Source organism: Halopseudomonas oceani, from assembly GCF_002903165.1.
Taxonomy (GTDB): Bacteria; Pseudomonadota; Gammaproteobacteria; order Pseudomonadales; family Pseudomonadaceae; genus Halopseudomonas; species Halopseudomonas oceani.
The window spans coordinates 104,215-122,576 of the sequence record NZ_PPSK01000005.1 but is presented as its reverse complement, the minus strand read 5'-3'; the positions used below and the strand labels follow the sequence as shown (position 1 = coordinate 122,576).

Here is an 18,362-nt window from a genome sequence, read left to right as displayed (position 1 = left end):
GAATTGCGTGGACTTTCTTGGGGCGACGATTGGTAGAAACGCTTCTAGAAAGTACTTGACGCCCTGGTCGCCAAGCCAATCGTGATTACGCTTGCAGCTTGCAGCTTGCAGCTTGCAGCTTGCAGCTTGCAGCTTGCAGCTTGCAGCTGAAACCGGAGGTTTCTTATGAACGACATTGAACTGGTCAGCGCCAACAAGAGCTTTGGCGGTTGGCTTAAGCGCTATCGTCACCGTTCCCAAGTGCTGCACTGTGACATGGTGTTCGGCATCTACCTGCCGCCGCAGGCGGATCAGGGCAAGCCGCTGCCGGTGCTGTACTGGCTATCAGGTCTGACCTGTACCGATGAAAACTTCATGCAGAAGGCCGGAGCGCAGCGTCTGGCGGCCGAGCTGGGCATGGTCATTGTTGCCCCGGACACCAGCCCGCGTGGCGAAGGGGTGCCTGATGATGCCGAAGGTGCCTATGACTTTGGCCTGGGAGCAGGCTTCTACGTCAATGCTACCGAGCAGCCCTGGGCGCAGCATTACCGCATGTATGACTACGTGGTGCAGGAATTGCCCGGTCTGATCGAAGAGCACTTCCCGGTGTCGGATCAGCGCTCGATCAGTGGCCATTCGATGGGGGGGCACGGCGCGTTGATCTGTGCGCTGAAGAACCCCGGTCGCTATCGCTCGGTCTCGGCCTTTGCGCCGATCAGCAACCCGAGCGAGTGCCCCTGGGGGCACAAGGCGCTGGGCCGGTATTTGGGTAACGACAAAGCTGCATGGAAGGCGTGGGACGCCTGCGAGCTGCTGGCTGGCGCGACCGAGCGCCTGCCGCTACTGGTTGATCAGGGTGAGTCCGACAACTTCCTTGCCGAGCAACTCAAGCCCGAAGCTCTGGAGGCGGCGGCAGCGGCAGCGGGTCACCCGCTGACCCTGCGTCGTCAACCTGGCTACGACCACAGCTACTTCTTCATCGCCAGCTTTATTGATGACCACCTGCGTCATCATGCGGCAGCGCTGGGGCTGTAGCACTCCGACAAGTCTGCCCGACCTGTCCCTTGTCATGTCGAGGCGGTAGAATCGCCGCCATCGACTGACGGGAGGCACCACATGCGCATTGGCCACGGCTACGACGTTCATCGCTTTGGCGACGGCGACTTCATCACCCTTGGCGGCGTGCAGATCGCCCATAGCCGCGGGCTGGTTGCCCACTCCGACGGCGATGTGCTGCTGCACGCGCTGGCCGATGCCTTGCTGGGAGCGGCGGCGTTGGGCGACATTGGTCAGCACTTTCCTGATACCGATCCTGAGTTCAAGGGCGCCGACAGCCGGGTGCTGTTGCGCCACGTCATGGGTCTGTTGCGCGAGCGCGGCTGGAAGGTCGGTAATGTCGATGCCACTATTGTCGCGCAGCGACCGAAGATGGCGCCGCATATTCCGTTGATGCGCGAGCAGATCGCCGCGGATCTGGGCGTGGCGCTGGATCAGGTCAACGTCAAGGCTACCACCACCGAGAAACTGGGCTTCGCTGGTCGCGAGGAAGGGATTGCCGTGCACGCGGTCGCCCTGTTGCTAGCGCATGACTGAACAGCTGCTTGGGCCGCGCGCCTGGGGTGAGAGTTGTGGCCGGGCGACTCTGAAAGCCACGCCGGACGACTTCCGCGTGACCGAGGTGCTGGATATCGCACTCAGCGGTTCAGGAGAGCATCTCTGGCTACTGCTGGAGAAGCGCGGCCTGAATACCGAAGAAGTCGCTAGACAGCTGGCGCGCGCCGCCGGTATTTCTCTGCGCAACGTCAGCTACGCCGGCCTGAAGGATCGTCAGGCGGTGACCCGGCAGTGGTTCAGCCTACAGCTGCCGGGGCGTGCAGACCCGGATTTCAGCGCGCTCTGGAACGACCAGCTGCGCTGTCTGGAGCAGACGCGCCATCAGCGCAAATTGCAGCGCGGTGCCCACAGTGCCAACGGGTTCTTTATTCGCCTCACTGATCTGGTGGCCGATCAGCAGCAACTGGACGCGCGTTTACAGGTTATCGCCCGTGAGGGTGTGCCCAACTATTTCGGCCCGCAGCGCTTTGGTCTCGATGGCAGCAATCTGCATGATGCCCGCCGCTGGGCCGGGCAGGGTGGATACCCGCCAGCACGTGGTACCCGGTCCCGACTGCTATCGACAGCGCGTAGTCTGCTGTTCAATCGTATGCTCGCCAGGCGGGTGGAAGAGGGTAGCTGGAACCGGATTCTCGACGGCGACCGCCTCGCTTTCACCGATAGTCGGAGTCACTTTCCTGCCAGTGAGCTGGCGGCGGATGACCCGCGGCCGGCAGCGCTGGACCTGCATCCGACTGCCGCGCTGTGGGGTACCGGTGCCCTGGCCAGTGGCGGCGCCGTCGCACGGCTGGAACAGCAGGTGGCGACGGCCGAACCGGAACTGGCCGCCTGGCTCGAAGGGGCTGGTCTGGAGCAGGCGAGACGGATTTTACGCCTCCCCATTCAGGGACTTACGTGGCATTATCCGTCCACCGATTGTCTCGAACTGGAATTTACCCTGCCTACCGGCTGCTTCGCCACGGCGTTGCTGCATGAGCTGCTGGAACTCTCCAGTACCCCCGGTGGCGGGCTGGAAACGGAAAACTGATGCGTATTCTGATTGCCAACGACGATGGTGTGCTGGCGCCGGGTATCAAAGCCCTGCACGGTGCACTGGCCGATTATGCCGACTGTGTGGTGGTGGCTCCCGCAGAGGACCGCAGTGGTGCGAGCAGCGCGCTGAGTCTGGACCGGCCGCTGCGGCCCTTCACTCTGGAAAACGGCTTTATTGGTATCAACGGAACCCCGACCGACTGCGTGCACCTGGGCCTCAATGCGCTGTATGAAGACAGCATCGACATGGTGGTCGCAGGCATTAACCTGGGAGCCAACCTGGGTGACGACGTGCTCTATTCCGGTACGGTTGCTGCCGCGCTGGAGGGGCGCTTTCTGGCCCGTCCGGCCATGGCGTTTTCGTTGACCGGCCGGCAAACCGACAACCTGCCGGCTGCCGCCTACTTCGCCCGGAAGATGGTCGAGGCGCATGATCAGCTCGATCTGCCGCCGCGTACGGTGCTCAACGTCAATATTCCCAATCTGCCGCTGGAGCAGATCAAGGGCATTCGTCTGACCCGTCTGGGCCACCGCGCGCGCGCCGCCAAGCCGGTCAAGTGGGTCGATCCGCGGGGCAAGGAGGGGTACTGGATCTCGGTCGCCGGTGACGCCGAGGACGGCGGCGAAGGAACGGATTTTCACGCCGTCATGCAGGGCTACGTGTCGGTGACACCGCTGCGTGTCGACAAGACGCTGTACGAGGTGTTTGACCACCTGGAGAGCTGGCTGGGCGGGTTGGACTGAGCATGGCACATGACGACCTTTACCGTGCCGGTATCGGCATGACCTCGCAGCGTACCCGTGAGCGGCTGCTTGAGCGGTTATTTGAAGAGGGTATTCGTAACCTGCACGTGCTCGAAGCGATGCGTCGCACGCCGCGTCATCTGTTTGTGGATGAAGCGCTGTCGCATCGAGCCTACGAAGACACTGCGTTGCCGATTGGCCACAACCAGACCTTGTCGCAACCCTATATCGTTGCCCGCATGACCGAGTTACTGCTCGGCGGCGGGTCGCTCGACAAAGTCATGGAGGTCGGCACTGGCTCCGGTTACCAGACCGCCATTCTGGCCAAGGTGGTTGAACGGGTATTCAGTGTTGAACGGATTTTGCCGCTGCAGGAGCGCGCCAAGCGTGTGCTCCGGGATATCGACGTGCGCAATGTCGTTTTCCGTCATGCAGATGGTAATTGGGGCTGGCCACAGTACGGCCCCTACGATGCCATTCTGGTCACTGCAGCACCGGCTGAAATTCCGCGCGAGCTGCTCGGTCAGTTGGCTGACGGCGGTCGCCTGGTGATTCCGGTCGGCGAACGTGAGCAGCACTTGATGCTGGTTATTCGCCACGGTGACGAGTTTACCTATCAGCAGGTCGAGCCGGTGCGCTTCGTGCCGCTGCTGGCTGGCGCCATTCACTCCTGAATTCTCATCCCAAGGACGCCTCCGTGAAGGAATACCTCTTTATCTTTCTCCGTGGCGTCGCCATGGGCGCCGCCGACGTTGTGCCTGGGGTGTCGGGCGGCACCATTGCCTTCATTTCCGGCATCTACGATCGCCTGCTGGCGGCCATTGCGGCCTGCACACCGGACAAGTTGGTATGGCTGTTACGCGGCCGGTTTGCCGATACCTGGCGGGCGGTTGATGGCGCATTTCTGGTTACCCTGCTGGCGGGCATACTCTGCAGCATTGCCACGCTGGCACGCCTGATTACCTATCTGTTGGCGCATCACGGACTGCTGGTGTGGTCGTTTTTCTTTGGTTTGATTCTGGTCTCGGTCTATCTGGTTGGGCGCGAGATTCCCCGCTGGAATACGGCTGCGGTTGTTGCGGCAGTGCTTGGCGGGGTATTTGCTTACCTGATCACCGTTGCTTCGCCGTTAGCGCTGAGTGTTACTCCCCTGAACGTTTTTCTCGGCGGTTGCATTGCGATCTGCGCAATGATCCTGCCCGGTATTTCCGGCAGCTTTATTCTTTTGTTGCTGGGCCTGTACTCCGGTGTTTTGCACGCAGTCAAAAGCGCCGATCTTGGCCTACTCGGACTGTTCGCACTGGGCTGCGTGACCGGACTGCTGAGCTTTTCGCGTTTATTGTCCTGGCTGCTACGCCATGCGCGCAGTGTTACGCTGGCATTTTTGACCGGATTGCTGGTCGGTTCACTGAACAAGGTCTGGCCGTGGAAACAAACACTCACTTGGCGGGTCAACAGCCATGGCGAGCAGGTTCCGCTGCAGGAGATGAACCTGCTGCCGCATCAGTACGCCGAGCTGACCGGTGAGCCATCGCTCTGGCAGGCCGGATTGGCGTTGATGGTGCTCGGCGTGGTATTAGTGTTGTTATTAGAATGGTGGGGACGGCGCGCCGCAGCCTGAGAGGCGCTGCGCGCGAGCCCCACACGCGATACTGAACGGGAGCCAACCAGGAATGGGGCTGTGTGTGCGTTGCGGGCATGGGGCCGTTGAGCCGGTAAAACGTGCCGGTATAGTGTTATTGGCGGCGCTGCTTGCCGCATGTGCAGGGCCTTCCGGCACCGTTCCCATCGACGAGCGCGGCCGTGGCGGCATGCGCGCGCAGGCGGTGACGACCGGCTATCACACCGTTCAGCGGGGCGAGACGCTGTATCAGATTGCGTTCCGCTATGGCTGGGACTGGAAGGCTCTGGCCAGCAATAACAACTTGCGCGCGCCCTATACCATCTACCCGGGTCAGCGTATCAGTCTTGGACGTCGCGCCGCCTCCCGTGCGCCTGTCGTTGCGTCTTCGCCCACCGTTTCCACGCCAGCGGCTTCCAGCACCTCATCAACCCCCAGATCCACTGCTGTACGCAGCACCCCCGCGACCACCAGCACGCCGCGTTCAGGCAGCACTGCCAGTACTGCAGGCGCGACGGCAGCCCCGTCTGCGACACGGTCTGCAGGCAGCTCCTCTACGCCAGTCAGTGCTTCCGGCTGGAGCTGGCCTGCGCGTGGGCAATTGCTGGCGCGCTTCCAGTCAAACGGGAGTTTGAATAAAGGGATTGATATTGCCGGACAATTGGGTGAGCCTGTGAAAGCAGCTGCTGATGGAGCAGTAGTCTATGCTGGACGAGGTCTCATCGGTTATGGCGATATGATCATCATCAAGCATGACGAGACCTACCTGAGCGCCTATGCGCACAACAGCCGTTTGCTGGTTGAAGAAGGTGATCAGGTCAAGGTTGGACAGGTCATTGCCGAAATGGGTAGTAGCGGTACTGATCGGGTGAAGCTGCATTTCGAGATCCGGCGCAAGGGTCAACCTGTAGACCCGTTGGCGTATTTGCCCCGGTCTTGATGGTAAGGTGTCGGTTGTGGTGCCATGGGTTTGTCACGTTCTGCGGGCAGTCTGTGAGAACGTGACTGGTCTGTTGCATCGCAACAGTCAGTAGGGACGCACTGCCCATAATGGGGTGTGATTTGATGGGCTGTGTCGTTGCCGCGTTTTACTGGAATTGGGGCACGCATATGGCAGTAAAAAATAAGAAACAGCCAGAGCAGGTCATATCGCTGGACAGCACGTCGCAAGACAGCACCATCATGGATGATGAGGAGGTGAACGAGATGCCTGTGTCCGTAGATAACAAGCGGATTACTCCGCGCAACCATCGACGCGAGAATGCGTTCGACTTCACCAAACAGCTTGACGCCACGCAGCTGTATCTCAACGAAATCGGTTTTTCTCCCCTGTTGACCCCTGAAGAGGAAGTCCATTTTGCCCGCTTGGCGCAAAAGGGTGATCCGGCAGGGCGCAAACGCATGATCGAAAGCAATCTGCGATTGGTCGTCAAGATCGCCCGGCGTTACGTCAACCGGGGGCTCACACTACTCGACCTGATCGAGGAAGGTAACCTCGGCTTGATTCGGGCGGTGGAAAAGTTTGACCCGGAACGTGGCTTTCGTTTCTCGACCTATGCGACCTGGTGGATTCGCCAGACTATTGAGCGGGCAATCATGAATCAGACGCGGACGATTCGTCTGCCGATTCATGTGGTCAAGGAACTGAATATCTATCTGCGGGCCGCCCGTGAGCTGACTCAGAAGCTCGACCATGAGCCCTCGCCGGAAGAAATTGCCCAGTTGCTGGACAAGCCGGTCGAAGACGTTAAACGCATGCTGGGTCTGAACGAGCGGGTCGCTTCGGTCGACATGTCACTTGGCCCTGACTCGGACAAGACGCTGCTTGACACTCTCACGGATGAACAGGGCTCGGACCCGTGTGATCTGCTGCAGGATGACGACCTCAACGCCAGCATTGACCAGTGGCTTGGAGAGTTGACGGAAAAGCAGTGCGAAGTGGTCACGCGACGGTTTGGTTTGCGTGGCCACGAGAGCAGCACGCTGGAGGAAGTCGGGCGCGAGATCGGTCTCACCCGCGAGCGTGTACGACAGATCCAGGTCGAGGCGCTCAAGCGTTTGCGCGATATTCTCGAGCAGCATGGCCTGACCGGAGAGTCGCTCTTTCAGTAACCACCACAATGTGTCGCCATTCGGTGACCTGAAAGCCGTCAGCCTTTTGCGCGTGGCGGCTTTTTTTTAATCTCTTTATAGTGACCCCTTGAGTCTGCCAGGGACTTGGGCGAGCGGGTGTGTCCGGACGTGGCGGGTTCGCACGGTAACGTGCAGTGGTCAGGCGGGATCAATGGAACAGGAGAGCAGGTAATGGAACTTACAACGGTTATTGTGTTGGTCGTGCTGGGTGTTGTGCTGTTGTACGCGATCATGCTGTACAACCAGTTGGTGAGTGTGAAACACGCGGTCAGTCAGGCCTGGTCCAATATTGATGTCCTGCTGCGGCAGCGTCATGACGAGCTGCCCAAGCTGGTCGAAGCCTGTCGTCGTTACATGCAGCACGAAACCCAGACCCTGGAGCGAGTAATTGCAGCCAGGGGGGCGGTTGCCGCAGCGCGCGCAGAATCCGACGTGAAAGGTGTCGGTCGTGCGGAAAGCGCCCTTCGGGCGGGGCTGGGGCAGTTGTTTGCATTGGCCGAAAACTATCCTGACCTGAAGGCGAGCGAGTCATTTCAGCATTTGCAGGAACGAATCACCGGGTTGGAAAGCGGAATCGCCGACCGGCGCGAACTGTATAACGCTGCGGTGAACATCAATAATGTCCGTATCGAACAGTTCCCCGAGGTGCTGCTGGCTCGGCTATTCGGTTTCAAGTCGGCCGAACTGCTGCAGTTTACCGCTGAAGAAAAGGCTGATGTCGACATTAGGGCCCTGTTTTCATGATTGATGTGCACGGCGTCCTGTTGCTGTCGCCGGCTAACTACTACCTGCTCAGCTCAATCATTACCGCCGTCGCGCTGGCCTGTCTGTATTTCATGCTGACGCGCCTGCGGCGCGCGCGGTGGCTAGAGGACACCCCAACCTCAAAGGTACGCTCGGCGGCCCAGGGGCTGGTCGAACTGCAGGGTACGCTTGATGCTGGAGGGCATACACAGCTCATCTCGCCGCTCGGCGAGATCGACTGTCTGTGGTATCGGTTTCGCGTCGAGGAGTATCGACGCAGCGGTAAGAACAACAACTGGCACACTGTCGAGCAAGGCAGCTCAGATCGGCCGTTTCTGCTGCGTGACGACACCGGGAGTTGCTGGGTCATGCCCAGTGGAGCCGAGGTGCACCCGCGTCACTGTCGGCGCTGGGAGGGTAGCCAGCGCTGGCCGGCTGGCAGTTCAGTGAAGAAGGGATTGCTGGCGACGTTAATTCGCAAGCGCTACCGCTATACCGAGGAGTGGTTTGCAGAGGGCGAGCTGCTTTATGCGCTCGGTTGGTTCGAAAGTCGTGGTGGCGGTCGCGATGAGTTTGACCGCCAAGCGGCAGCGCGGCAGGTGATCAGTGGCTGGAAAGCTGATTACGATGATCTGCTCACCCGCTTTGACCGTAATGGTGATGGCGAACTCGATATGCAGGAGTGGGAGCGGGTTCGCCAGGCTGCTGCTGGTGAGGCGGGGCGGTTGGCGAGGGTCGACGGTCAGCGCCCACTCGTACACGCTCTCGGCAAGCCGCCACGGCGTGGTTTGCCCTTTATCCTGTCTGATCATCACGAGGAAGACCTGGCCAAGCGTCTGCGCCGAGGCGCGTTTTTGGGGCTGGTGGGTCTGGTGATCAGCGCACCGCTGGCCTGCTGGTTCTGGGTCGGCTGAGGTTCAGCTCAACTCCGAGCGCCGGGCCTTTTCAGTTGCATGGTTGTAGCTGTGCAGCCAGTCGGTGAACGCTGTGGCAGAGAGCGGGCGGCTGTAGTAGTAGCCCTGCCCCTCATTGCATCCCTGAGCAATGATGTAGGCTTCCTGCTCAGCCGATTCCACCCCTTCGGCAATGACTTCCATGTTGAGACTGCGGCCAAGTTGGATGATGGCGCGGACGATGGTTGCGTCGTCTTCGTCGACCAGCACATCCTGAACGAAGCTGCGATCAATCTTGATCTTGTCCAGCGGCAGCCCGCGTAGGTAGCTCAGCGATGAATAGCCGGTGCCGAAATCGTCAATGGCAATCTGTACGCCCGCTTTTTTCAAGCTGTTGAGGTGGCCTGCGGCAGCGGCTATGTCTTCCATCAGGCCGGTTTCGGTGACCTCCATCTCGAGACAGCGTGCTGGCAGCTTGTAGCGCTGGATCAGGTTGGTGACCACCCGGGAAAGCTCGCTGTGGTGCAACTGCACGGTCGACAGGTTGACGGCCATGCGTAGCTCGGTCATCCCGCTGTCGTGCCAGAGACGCAGTTGGCGGCAGGACTGATCCAGCACCCACTCGCCAATTTCGATGATGCTGCCGTTCTGCTCCGCCAGCGGAATGAACAGGTCTGGTGGCACCAGTCCGCGTTCCGGGTGGTGCCAGCGCAGCAGTGCCTCCACGCCAACTACGCGGTGATCGTCAAACGCGATTTGCGGTTGGTAGACGAGGTGGAACTCGTTGCGTTCCAGTGCGCCGCGTAGCTCCTTGTCGAGCTCGCGGCGCACGCGCATCTCGCTGTCCAGGCTGGCAATGTAAAACTGGTAGCGATTCCGTGAGCGTGCCTTGGCCAGCATCATCGTCTGTTCAGCCTTCTGCAGCAGCTTCTCTGCGTTATCGCCGTCGTCCGGAAACAGGGTGATGCCAATGGTCGCGCGCAGGCTGACGGTGTGTTCACCAATATCGAACGGTCGGCCCAGATCATCAAGGATGGTCTGAGCTAGTTCGGCTGCCTCGTATGGCTCACTGACGCCGGTCTGAACCAGGGCGAACTGGTCGCCACCCAGCCGTGCGAGGCTGCCGAGCCGCCCGCTGTTGGCGCGCAGGCGGTCAGCGACGGTGACCAGCAGGCTATCGCCGGACTGGTAGCTGAATTGCTCGTTGATTTCCTTGAAATCGTCCAGCCCGCAGCAGAGCACGGCAACACCGCGTTGGCGCCGGCCTGCGTCGCTGAGAATACGGCTGAGCTGCTCCTGCAGCATGCTGCGATTTGGCAGGCCGGTCAGATGATCGTGCTGGGCCATATGCAACAGGTTGGCTTCAGCTTCGCGCCGGCGATTGCTGTTGCGCTCGATGGATTCAAGTAACTCGTTGGCCTTGTTGATCCACAGGCCAAGCTCGTTCTTTTCCTGGCCCGGCAACATGGGGATATGCATCTTCCCGGGGTGGTCGGGGTTGATGTCACTGATGCGGTCAATAATGCCGGCCAGTGGTTTGGTCAGCAGCAGGTGATAGAGCAGGTACAGTGCCAGTGCCATAGCAACGGCGCGCAGGGTGCCGGAGACAAGGATGATCAATGAGCTCTGCAGGAAGTCTTCGCCGTAGGGGGCGGTATCGAGGACGATGCGCAGGTCGCCGTAGTACTCGTTGTAGGGTTCGCGGCCAAACAGGCCGATGCTGTAGTGTTGTTCTACGCCAAATAGCCAGTCTGTGACCTTGCGCAGTGGGCTGTCGACCAGCGGCCGTTCACGGCTGGCCAGTTGGGTTTCGTCAGGGTGACCGATGGAAGCAAAGCGCACTGCGGGATGTTCGAACAGGCCACCGATGACCTGCAACGCCATTTCGCGATCCAGGCTGTAGACTGCCTGGGTAGCTGGATCCTGCGACATCGCAAGGATCTGCTCTGCGGTGCGATCAATCTCCCGGCGCTCCTTGCGCAAGTCGAAAGCGATCTGCCCAAGGCTCAGTACCAAGCCCACCAGCAGCGCCCAGAGCAGCACCAGGCGGAGCAGTTTTATGGATAGACTGTGCCGGCGCTCGAGCTTCAACGTCTTCTTATTCCTTATCCCGATGGATTGCGCTATTAGGCCATCATGCAGTCAATTCCAGCGCCTGCGCAAGACTCCGACGCGCACAATATTCGGCGTGCCAGCTTCTGAGTATCGATAATCCAGTGGACGAGGTCAAAGCGCAATCATTTTGCAATCACCAAAAGCACAACACCCTGCCGAGGCAGGGTGTTGTGGATAACGCAGAGTCAGGCAGGATCAGGCAGCGAAGTTTTTCGCTACGAAGTCCCAGTTGACCAGGTTCCAGAACGCTTCTACGTACTTCGGACGCGCATTGCGGTAGTCGATGTAGTAGGCGTGTTCCCAAACGTCGCAGGTCAGCAGCGGGGTGTCGCCGCTGGTCAGCGGGCAGCCGGCGCCGATGGTGCTGGCCAGCGCCAGGGAGCCATCAGCTTTCTTGACCAGCCAGCCCCAGCCGGAACCGAAGGTGCCGATGGAGACTTTGCTGAACTCTTCTTTGAATGCTGCGAAAGAGCCAAATGCCTTGTTGATGGCTTCGGCCAGCTCGCCGGTCGGCTCACCGCCGCCGTTCGGGCTCAGGCAGTTCCAGTAGAAGGTGTGGTTCCAGATTTGTGCTGCGTTGTTGAAGACGCCGCCGCTGGAAGTTTTGATGATCTCTTCCAGGCTCTTGCCTTCGTACTCGGTGCCCGGAACCATGTTGTTCAGGTTCACAACGTAGGTGTTGTGATGCTTGCCGTGGTGGTATTCCAGGGTCTCTGCAGAGATGTGCGGTTCCAGTGCGTTCTTTTCGTAAGGGAGTGCGGGTAATTCAAAAGCCATGGTTTATCTCCATCGTCAGGTATCACGTTCCGGAAACGATCGTGTCGTTTGTCTCGACAGCCGGCCGCGGCTTGAACTGAGCCTGGCGGCGAACCGTCTACGCCTTCTTGTCGGCAGCTGATACTCGCTCCGCCGGGCGCTGCCCGTCTTGCGATCGGGAAGCCCCGATCATAGCACCTGTGTGTGCGGCTATCCACGCACCTTCCATGTGGTTTTAGGCTTGCCAGAGGGTCTGCAGTGCGGGTTTGGCCAGCGACCAAGCGACTGTCAGCATCATTGCCGCAACTGCGAGGTCGATGCAGCGCCAGGTCAGAGGGCGTTTTAGCACGGGCGCCATACGGGCAGACCCTAGCGCCAGCAGGGTGAACCAGAGGATTGATGCCGTTGTCGCGCCGAGTGCAAACACCAGGGGGAGGCGGTGTTGCGCGGCCAGGCTGCCGATCAACACCATGGTGTCGAGATAGACATGAGGGTTGAGCAGCGTGACCGCCAGTGTGGTCAGCAGTACAGCATGGCGCGAGCGTGCTGGCGCACGCATTGCTTCAAGCCCGCGCGGCGAGACGGAGCGCCAGAGCGCCTGCAAGGCGTAAACGGTGAGAAACAGGACACCGCCCCAGCGGGTGATTTCCATTGCCAGCGGGTGAGTCTGCAGCAAGGCGGCGAGGCCGAAGGTGCCGGCGAGGATCAGGACTGCGTCGCAGCTCATGCAGATCAGGGCAACGCTGATGTGATGCTCTCGGCGCAGGCCCTGGGCAAGGACGAACGCATTTTGTGCGCCGATGGCCATGATCAAGCCTGCGGCGGCGACCAGACCGTGAATGTAACTGGAGAAAATGCTGGGCATGGACGGGCTCCGAGTGAAAACGGCGCCAGTGTGCGTTAGATTTTGAAATTAGAAAAAGCAATAATGCTGATGTCATATTAGAGAAAGTAATGATGCTGGATTACAAGCTATTGGCTGCTTTGGCAGCTGTCGTCGAGCAGGGTGGCTTCGAGCGGGCGGCAAATCTGCTTGGGTTGTCGCAATCAGCGATCTCGCAGCGCATCAAACTGCTGGAGGCGCGGCTCGGCGCGCCGGTGCTGGTGCGGGCATCGCCCCCGCAGGCGACCGCCGCGGGGCAACGCTTGCTGAATCATGTACAGCAGGTGCGGCTGCTGGAGCGCGACCTGCGTCACGACCTGCCGCAGATTGACAGTGATGCAGGTCGCACGCGGCTGCGGGTGGCGCTTAACGCCGATAGTTTGGCTACCTGGTGGGCAGCGGCGGTTGCGCCCTGGTGCGAGCGTGAACGTGTGCTGCTGGACCAGCAGCTGGAAGATCAGGATGTTGGGCTGAGGCGCATGCGCAGCGGCGAGGTGGCAGCTTGTCTGTGCGCTGTCGAGCAGCCGGTGGCCGGCGCTCGCAGTATGCTGCTGGGTGAAATGCGCTATTTGGCCGTCGCCAGTCCGGCATTTGTCGCGCGCCATTTCCCGAGCGGACTGGGGAGTGCCGATGTGCGGAAGGTTCCGGCGGTGGTGTTCGGGCCGGATGATCAGTTGCAGCACCGGTTCATTCGCCAGCTTGGGGTCGAGGGGGACTTTGATTACCACCTGTGCCCGTCATCGGAAGGGTTTGTGCGCATGCTGCAAGCCGGCGTGGGCTGGGGGATGGTCCCGGCACTGCAGGTTACTGCGGAGTTGCGCAGCGGGCAGCTGTGTGAGCTCTTGCCCGGCTGGTCACAGCCGGTGCCGCTGTACTGGCATTACTGGCGTACCGGCGGTCAGTTGCTAGAAGGCCTGACCGCGGAGCTAGCACGTCGGGCGCCGGCGTTGTTGGCGGCTGACGTGCAAGGCTGACGGTGTCACTCGATGTGCATTGCGCCTGACCCCGGCAACTGCTCAATACAGTCCGGGCCCAGCAGTCGGGAAGGGGTGTAGTAGCCGGGCGCTGGCTCGTTTTCTAGCAGGAAACCGACGGCGTATAGCGCACCTTCTACCGTTACATCGTAGGCATTGGCGGTTTCGATCCGCGCCACGATCTTCTTGCCTGCGCGATTCTGCGCCTCGCCCCAAACATAGCAGCGTGCGGCTTCGCGCTGATGCAGATCCGGGCCATGGATGCGGCGGGCGACCAGGTATTTCAACAGTGCCTGTACCGGCGCCAGCCCGAGGAGTGGCCGAAACCGGTCCAGCCGGCGCAGGCGTGCCGCCGCACTGGGTGCCATTGGCAGGAAAACTTCGATGTCGTCAATGCCGGTGGTGAACCAGGCCGTGGCAATGTCCCCCCAGGGAATGGTAACCGCGTGCTTGGTGCCGTTGCCGAAATCGATCTCGCGACTTTGGTAGGCCAGCGGCACGGTCTGGATGCGGTCATCCTTGCGAATGCGACCACCGTATTTGAGGCCTTCAACTGAGGTTCTGGCGGTGCCGGGAGACAGCGAGCTGACGGTGTCGAACCCCAGCGCCAGGCGGTCAGCATCATGCAGTGCCAGTTTCAGCCGGGCGGCGATGCAGTCCGTCGGTATCACGTCGAAGCCGACGCCCGGACAGATGACGATGCCAGCCTGTTCGGCCTCGGCTTGCCGGCTCTGTGCAGCGACAAAGACGTCGATTTCGCCGGTGATGTCCAGATAATGGCAGCCTGTTGTCAGGCAGGCGTCTATCAGCGGCTGGCTGGTGGCGGAAAAGGGGCCTGCGCAGTGCAGCACCACCTGCATGCCCTGCAGGTTTTCACGTACCTGCTCTGGCTGGCTCAGGTCGAAGCAGCGGTGCGGCAAGCTGAGTTCTGCGGCCAGCGCGGCGACGGCCGAGCGATTGCGACCGGCGAGAACGGGTTGCAAACCCCGCTCCGCGGCGGCCCTGGCCAGTAGCTTGCCGGTATAACCATTGGCACCATAGATCATCCATTGCCGCATGCACTTGCTCCTGAGTTACGGGGAGCAATCAGAGTAATGGCTTGAGCGGGCTTGTACCAGTGCGTGGCGGCCTGGCTGCGGGTCAGCCGCGGATTACCTGACCTCGATAGATGCGCACGCTGCCGGCAGGGGCTTCGCCTGCTTCCGACTCGGCTTCCAGCCGGGCGATGTTCTCTTGGCGGTGCTGGAACTGCCGTGAGGCGATGGCTCCCTGTGCCAGCGGCGAAGGCCCGTCATCATGGTCTGGTTTAACCATGTCTGCCAAGCGAGAACCAAGTTCGCGAATTTCAGCCGAGCTGCTGTCGCGGCTCAGCCCGATCATGCTTTCCACGGCGTCCGGATCGCCAAGACGGATGGTCACGCCCAACGTGCGTTTAATCTGCCGGCGCAGTGCGGTCATGCAATCCAGGGTGGCGCGGTTGAACTGTGCATCTGCAATCATGCTCATACCCCCTTAGGTGATTGGCTGAGTAAGGTGTTATAGCCAAGTCGGTATTCCGCAAGCAGAATATGTACCAATATGCGCTTGTTGGCGGATACATCGCGTTTTGCGCCGGTCAAAGCGCCGAGTCAGGTGTTTTCTTCGCGCTTTGTGCAGTCTGCTGGTGCAGGGTTGCACTGCTCTGGCGCAAGGGTTTCAGGGTTTTTTTCGTGAGAGGGTGAGATGAAGGAACCGGAGTTGGGTGAGCTGCCAAGCATCAGTGCCAGTCGTGACAACGATCTGGGTGATCGGTCGACGGCAAATGTTCCGCCGCGCGCCAGCGGTCTGCGTGCAGATGTCCCGGAACGTGCTGCGGCCCCTGGCAACGGCCTGCTGTGGGCCCTGTGCGCTGCATTGACAGTCGCTTTGCTGGGCCTGGGCTATTGGACCCATCAGCAGCAGAGCCTGCTGCGTCAGCAACTGGTTGCAACCCAGAACAGCTTTGCCCGGATCAGTGAAGAAGCCTCTGGGCGCATTCAGGATATAACCGGCAAAGTGTCCGCCACCGAAGACTCCCTCGGTGCTGCAGAGCAGGACCGCAAGGCGCAACTGGAGCGCATCGAGGACATGTTGCAGGCTGTGCGCAAGGAGCAGGGGGAGTACAAGCAGCAACTGGTAGCACTACAGCAGGCAGATCAGCGCAGTAGCGAGCAGGCAACGACACAACAGACGGCCATTGCGGCGTTGCAGGAAAGCACCATGGCGCTGCAAGAGGACGGCAAGAAGCGCTCCGATAGTTTGGCAGCATTGCAACAGCAATTTGCCGACGCCGATAAGGCGCTGCAGCAGATGCAGACGCAGCTTGGGACTCTCTCGGTGGTTCAGTTGCAATTGGGCCAGCAGGCCGAGCAGCTTGACGAGCTCAAGCAGGGGCTCACCGCGCTGCAGAACAAGGGCAATAATGAGGCCGTGCAGCAGGCCGTTCAGGCCATGCGCGCGGAGCTGGATCGTCGTCAGGCAGCCAACGACCAGGCGCTGCAGGCAATCGACAGTTTCCGTCTACAGACCAACCGTAGCCTGAATACGCTGCAGAGTCAGGTTGCCGCGCTGCACGCGCAGGTTGAAGGCAACTGATGAACTTTCTCGCGCACCTGCTGCTCGGTTCGCAATCGCCTGAACAGGCGCTGGGCAGCATGCTGGGCGACTTCGTCAAGGGGCCGGTGCAGCGGCTTGACCTGCCGGAGCCGGTACGTGAGGGGATCGTTCTGCACCGGCGAATCGACAGCTTCACCGATGCTCATCCGCTGGTGCTGCAAAGCAAGGCCAGGGTGAGTAGCGAACGCCGGCGTTTTGCCGGGATTCTGGTCGACATGTTCTACGATCACCTGCTGGCACGGCACTGGTCACGCTTTGCTGATCGGCAGCTGGAGGACTTCACTCAGGATGTCTACCGGCAACTGCGGGCGCAGCGCGAATGGATGCCCGAACGCGCCTGGACGGTGGTGCGCTACATGAGTGAGCAGGACTGGTTAAGCAGTTATGCCGAGCTGACCCACCTGCACCGGGCGGTCGACAACATGGCGCGGCGGTTGCGGCGCGAGAACCCGTTGCCGGGCGGGGTGGCTGAACTGGAAGCGGCCTACGAAGCGTTCGAAGCTGACTTTCTCGCATTCATGCCCGAGCTGCAGCGCTACGCCGAGGGTCAGGCTGCTGCCTTGACCTCGGCTGCCTCGCTCTCGACCTTGCCGCCTTCAAGCTCCAGCGCCTGACAGACCGACGCGTGCGCACTACGCGCGAGCTGGTTGCGGTTCAGGCTGGTGCTGTCGAGTACTGGCAGGAAGTGAATATCCACATTGATGTCCCGGGAGCCCAGCAGACGCCAGAGGTGCTGTGAAAACTCGTCGTTGTCGATGAAGGGGGCAACGGTGTCGCGCGCGCCAGCTTGGCGATACGCGACGGCGACCGGCTGGGTTGGCACCTGGGACTCAATGGCGGCGGCCAGCAGGCGGCCGTGGAAGGTGCGTACCCGGTCGCCAGCGGTGGTGGTGCCCTCGGCGAAGATTACCAGGCTGCGATCGGCCGCCAGAATACCGCTCAACTGATCCTGAATCGTGCTTGAAGTGCCCTGGCCGCGCTGAATGAAGCAGGTACCTGCAGCGCTTGCCAACCAGCCAATAACCGGCCAGTTGCGTACCTCTGCCTTGGATAGGAAGTGCACCGGGGCCTGCGCGCCGAGTACCACAATATCCAGCCACGAAACGTGGTTGCTGACCCACAGGGCGGTGCCTGAAACCGGAGCCCCGGTAACGCGAATTTGCAACGGCAAAATGCGAATCAGGTTGCGCATCCACCAGCGAGTCAACTTCTGTCGCTGACGGTCGACTCGCGCGGGTTGCAGCCATTGCATCAGCTGAACCCAGCAGACCAGTAGCAGCCCGCAACCAATCCAGCCAATCACTGCAATCAGGCGCACGACCCGGCGGGGCGTGCTTACCGAGCGGCCAGTCATGCTCAGCTCGCCTTGAAGTGACGGGCGTAGCGCGGGCACAGCTGTTCGCGGCGCAGCAGAATGAACACGTCCGCGCAGTTGAACTCAGGATCCCAGCAAGGCTCGCCGCAGATCTTGGCACCCAGACGCATATAGGCCTTGAGCAGCGGTGGCAGCTGGGCTGTCACGTTGTCCGGCAGAGACCGTTCCGGCAGAGGCAGGCGAGGAATCGCGTTGAGGAACTCGCGGCACAGGTAGCGGCTGCGCAGCCGCTGCATGATGGCGTGGGCCTGAATGCCGCCGTCCTGCATTTCGATGCTGGCACAGCCCATCAGGTAGCTGTAGTGACGTTCGTTCATTAGCTGTGCGAGGCCGGACCAGAGTACCGAGATGGTAGCGCCGTTGCGATAGTCGGCGTGCACGCAGGTGCGGCCGATTTCCATGACGTCGCCGCGCAGGTCGGTCAGGCCGACCAGCTGGAACTCGCTCTCGCTATAGAAGCCGCCAGCGCTGCGGGCGCGCTCGCTGTCGAGGATACGGGTAGTGGCGACCACCTCTCCGGTCCGCTGATCGCGGACGATCAGGTGTTCGCAGTGCAGATCGTAATGGTCCTGGTCCAGGCCTTGTTCGGCGCCGTGCAGGTTGGCTCCGCACTCTTCGCCAAACACGCGGTAGCGCAATGCCTGGGCAGCACGCAGGCTGGTTGGGTCTGTGGCCAGTTCAACCGTCAGACAACGGTTGCCGGATTCTTCAATAGCAAGGGCTGCATCTGTCATGGACACCTCCGTCTGGGCATCTTCAGTGATGTTCAGGCTGAGGCTATGGCGTTGCAGTGTCAGAGTTGTGAAGAACGGATGACGATCATGTGACGGTCGCTTCTCTTGATGCAGGTCACTGGCGGACAGGC

Annotated in this window: 20 protein-coding genes; 13 read left to right on the top strand and 7 right to left on the bottom strand. The window is 60.8% G+C overall.

All coding sequences use genetic code 11. From position 1 onward, the window contains the following. The first annotated feature begins 165 nt into the window (after positions 1 to 165). The 10 genes from fghA (at position 166) to C1949_RS07665 (ending at position 8,781) form a co-directional block, all read left to right on the top strand. Positions 166 to 1,014 (top strand): S-formylglutathione hydrolase, encoded by an 849-nt coding sequence (gene fghA / locus C1949_RS07710; protein ID WP_104737898.1) that lies wholly within the window; start codon positions 166 to 168, stop codon positions 1,012 to 1,014. 81 nt (positions 1,015 to 1,095) lie between these two features. Then, positions 1,096 to 1,572, top strand: coding sequence for a 2-C-methyl-D-erythritol 2,4-cyclodiphosphate synthase (gene ispF, locus C1949_RS07705; RefSeq protein WP_104737897.1), 477 nt, complete (start codon positions 1,096 to 1,098; stop codon positions 1,570 to 1,572). Next, the gene (gene truD, locus C1949_RS07700) at positions 1,565 to 2,620 is read left to right on the top strand and encodes a tRNA pseudouridine(13) synthase TruD (protein ID WP_104737896.1); all 1,056 of its coding nucleotides are present in this window, start codon (positions 1,565 to 1,567) and stop codon (positions 2,618 to 2,620) included. Before ispF ends, truD begins: the two co-directional genes overlap by 8 nt. Next, entirely contained in the window at positions 2,620 to 3,369 is a 750-nt protein-coding gene (gene surE / locus C1949_RS07695; protein ID WP_104737895.1) for a 5'/3'-nucleotidase SurE, read from the top strand. Before truD ends, surE begins: the two co-directional genes overlap by 1 nt. Before the next feature lie 2 nt (positions 3,370 to 3,371). Then, positions 3,372 to 4,043: a protein-L-isoaspartate(D-aspartate) O-methyltransferase gene (locus C1949_RS07690; RefSeq protein WP_104737894.1), complete on the top strand. Its 672-nt coding sequence runs from the start codon at positions 3,372 to 3,374 to the stop codon at positions 4,041 to 4,043. Between the two features lie 23 nt (positions 4,044 to 4,066). After that, on the top strand, positions 4,067 to 4,990 hold the full coding sequence (locus tag C1949_RS07685; RefSeq protein ID WP_104737893.1) for a polyprenyl-phosphate transporter: 924 nt from the start codon (positions 4,067 to 4,069) through the stop codon (positions 4,988 to 4,990). 52 nt (positions 4,991 to 5,042) lie between these two features. Continuing rightward, positions 5,043 to 5,930, top strand: a complete 888-nt coding sequence (locus C1949_RS07680; protein ID WP_104737892.1) for a peptidoglycan DD-metalloendopeptidase family protein — start codon at positions 5,043 to 5,045, stop codon at positions 5,928 to 5,930. 242 nt (positions 5,931 to 6,172) lie between these two features. After that, a complete protein-coding gene (gene rpoS / locus C1949_RS07675; protein WP_407651861.1) occupies positions 6,173 to 7,102 on the top strand; it encodes an RNA polymerase sigma factor RpoS in 930 nt (309 codons plus the stop codon). A 192-nt stretch (positions 7,103 to 7,294) separates the two neighbouring features. Further along, positions 7,295 to 7,867: a LemA family protein gene (locus tag C1949_RS07670; protein ID WP_104737890.1), complete on the top strand. Its 573-nt coding sequence runs from the start codon at positions 7,295 to 7,297 to the stop codon at positions 7,865 to 7,867. Beyond that, complete coding sequence (locus C1949_RS07665; protein WP_104737889.1) at positions 7,864 to 8,781, top strand: GIDE domain-containing protein; 918 nt, start codon at positions 7,864 to 7,866, stop codon at positions 8,779 to 8,781. The genes C1949_RS07670 and C1949_RS07665 overlap by 4 nt, the downstream gene beginning before the upstream one ends. Positions 8,782 to 8,784: 3 nt before the next feature. Here the strand turns inward: C1949_RS07665 and C1949_RS07660 are convergent, their stop codons facing one another. From C1949_RS07660 to C1949_RS07650, 3 genes are all read right to left on the bottom strand, one after another. After that, positions 8,785 to 10,851, bottom strand: coding sequence for a putative bifunctional diguanylate cyclase/phosphodiesterase (locus tag C1949_RS07660; protein WP_104737888.1), 2,067 nt, complete (start codon positions 10,849 to 10,851; stop codon positions 8,785 to 8,787). A 219-nt stretch (positions 10,852 to 11,070) separates the two neighbouring features. Next, a complete protein-coding gene (sodB, locus tag C1949_RS07655; protein WP_104737887.1) occupies positions 11,071 to 11,652 on the bottom strand; it encodes a superoxide dismutase [Fe] in 582 nt (193 codons plus the stop codon). A gap of 214 nt (positions 11,653 to 11,866) precedes the next feature. Next, positions 11,867 to 12,487 carry a LysE/ArgO family amino acid transporter gene (locus C1949_RS07650; protein ID WP_188656489.1) on the bottom strand — a complete coding sequence of 207 codons (621 nt, stop codon included), beginning with the start codon at positions 12,485 to 12,487 and terminating at the stop codon, positions 11,867 to 11,869. Between the two features lie 101 nt (positions 12,488 to 12,588). Between C1949_RS07650 and C1949_RS07645 the strand changes: the two genes are divergently transcribed. Next, complete coding sequence (locus tag C1949_RS07645; RefSeq protein ID WP_104737996.1) at positions 12,589 to 13,488, top strand: LysR family transcriptional regulator ArgP; 900 nt, start codon at positions 12,589 to 12,591, stop codon at positions 13,486 to 13,488. Positions 13,489 to 13,493: 5 nt separating this feature from the next. On the opposite strand, the gene C1949_RS07640 is transcribed toward C1949_RS07645, so the two are convergent. Beyond that, positions 13,494 to 14,546, bottom strand: a complete 1,053-nt coding sequence (locus C1949_RS07640; protein ID WP_229744281.1) for a saccharopine dehydrogenase family protein — start codon at positions 14,544 to 14,546, stop codon at positions 13,494 to 13,496. Between the two features lie 82 nt (positions 14,547 to 14,628). After that, positions 14,629 to 14,988 carry a hypothetical protein gene (locus C1949_RS07635; RefSeq protein WP_104737885.1) on the bottom strand — a complete coding sequence of 120 codons (360 nt, stop codon included), beginning with the start codon at positions 14,986 to 14,988 and terminating at the stop codon, positions 14,629 to 14,631. Between the two features lie 222 nt (positions 14,989 to 15,210). Here C1949_RS07635 and C1949_RS07630 point away from each other — a divergent pair, with 222 nt between their 5' ends. Together C1949_RS07630 and C1949_RS07625 are read left to right on the top strand one after the other, a co-directional pair. Then, a complete protein-coding gene (locus tag C1949_RS07630) occupies positions 15,211 to 16,101 on the top strand; it encodes a coiled-coil domain-containing protein (protein ID WP_104737884.1) in 891 nt (296 codons plus the stop codon). Beyond that, on the top strand, positions 16,101 to 16,736 hold the full coding sequence (locus C1949_RS07625; protein ID WP_104737883.1) for an acyl carrier protein phosphodiesterase: 636 nt from the start codon (positions 16,101 to 16,103) through the stop codon (positions 16,734 to 16,736). The genes C1949_RS07630 and C1949_RS07625 overlap by 1 nt, the downstream gene beginning before the upstream one ends. On the opposite strand, the gene C1949_RS07620 is transcribed toward C1949_RS07625, so the two are convergent. Next, positions 16,670 to 17,476 carry a lysophospholipid acyltransferase family protein gene (locus tag C1949_RS07620; RefSeq protein ID WP_104737882.1) on the bottom strand — a complete coding sequence of 269 codons (807 nt, stop codon included), beginning with the start codon at positions 17,474 to 17,476 and terminating at the stop codon, positions 16,670 to 16,672. The genes C1949_RS07625 and C1949_RS07620 overlap by 67 nt on opposite strands. Positions 17,477 to 17,478: 2 nt before the next feature. After that, positions 17,479 to 18,231 (bottom strand): GNAT family N-acetyltransferase, encoded by a 753-nt coding sequence (locus C1949_RS07615; RefSeq protein WP_104737881.1) that lies wholly within the window; start codon positions 18,229 to 18,231, stop codon positions 17,479 to 17,481. Positions 18,232 to 18,362 lie beyond the last annotated feature (131 nt).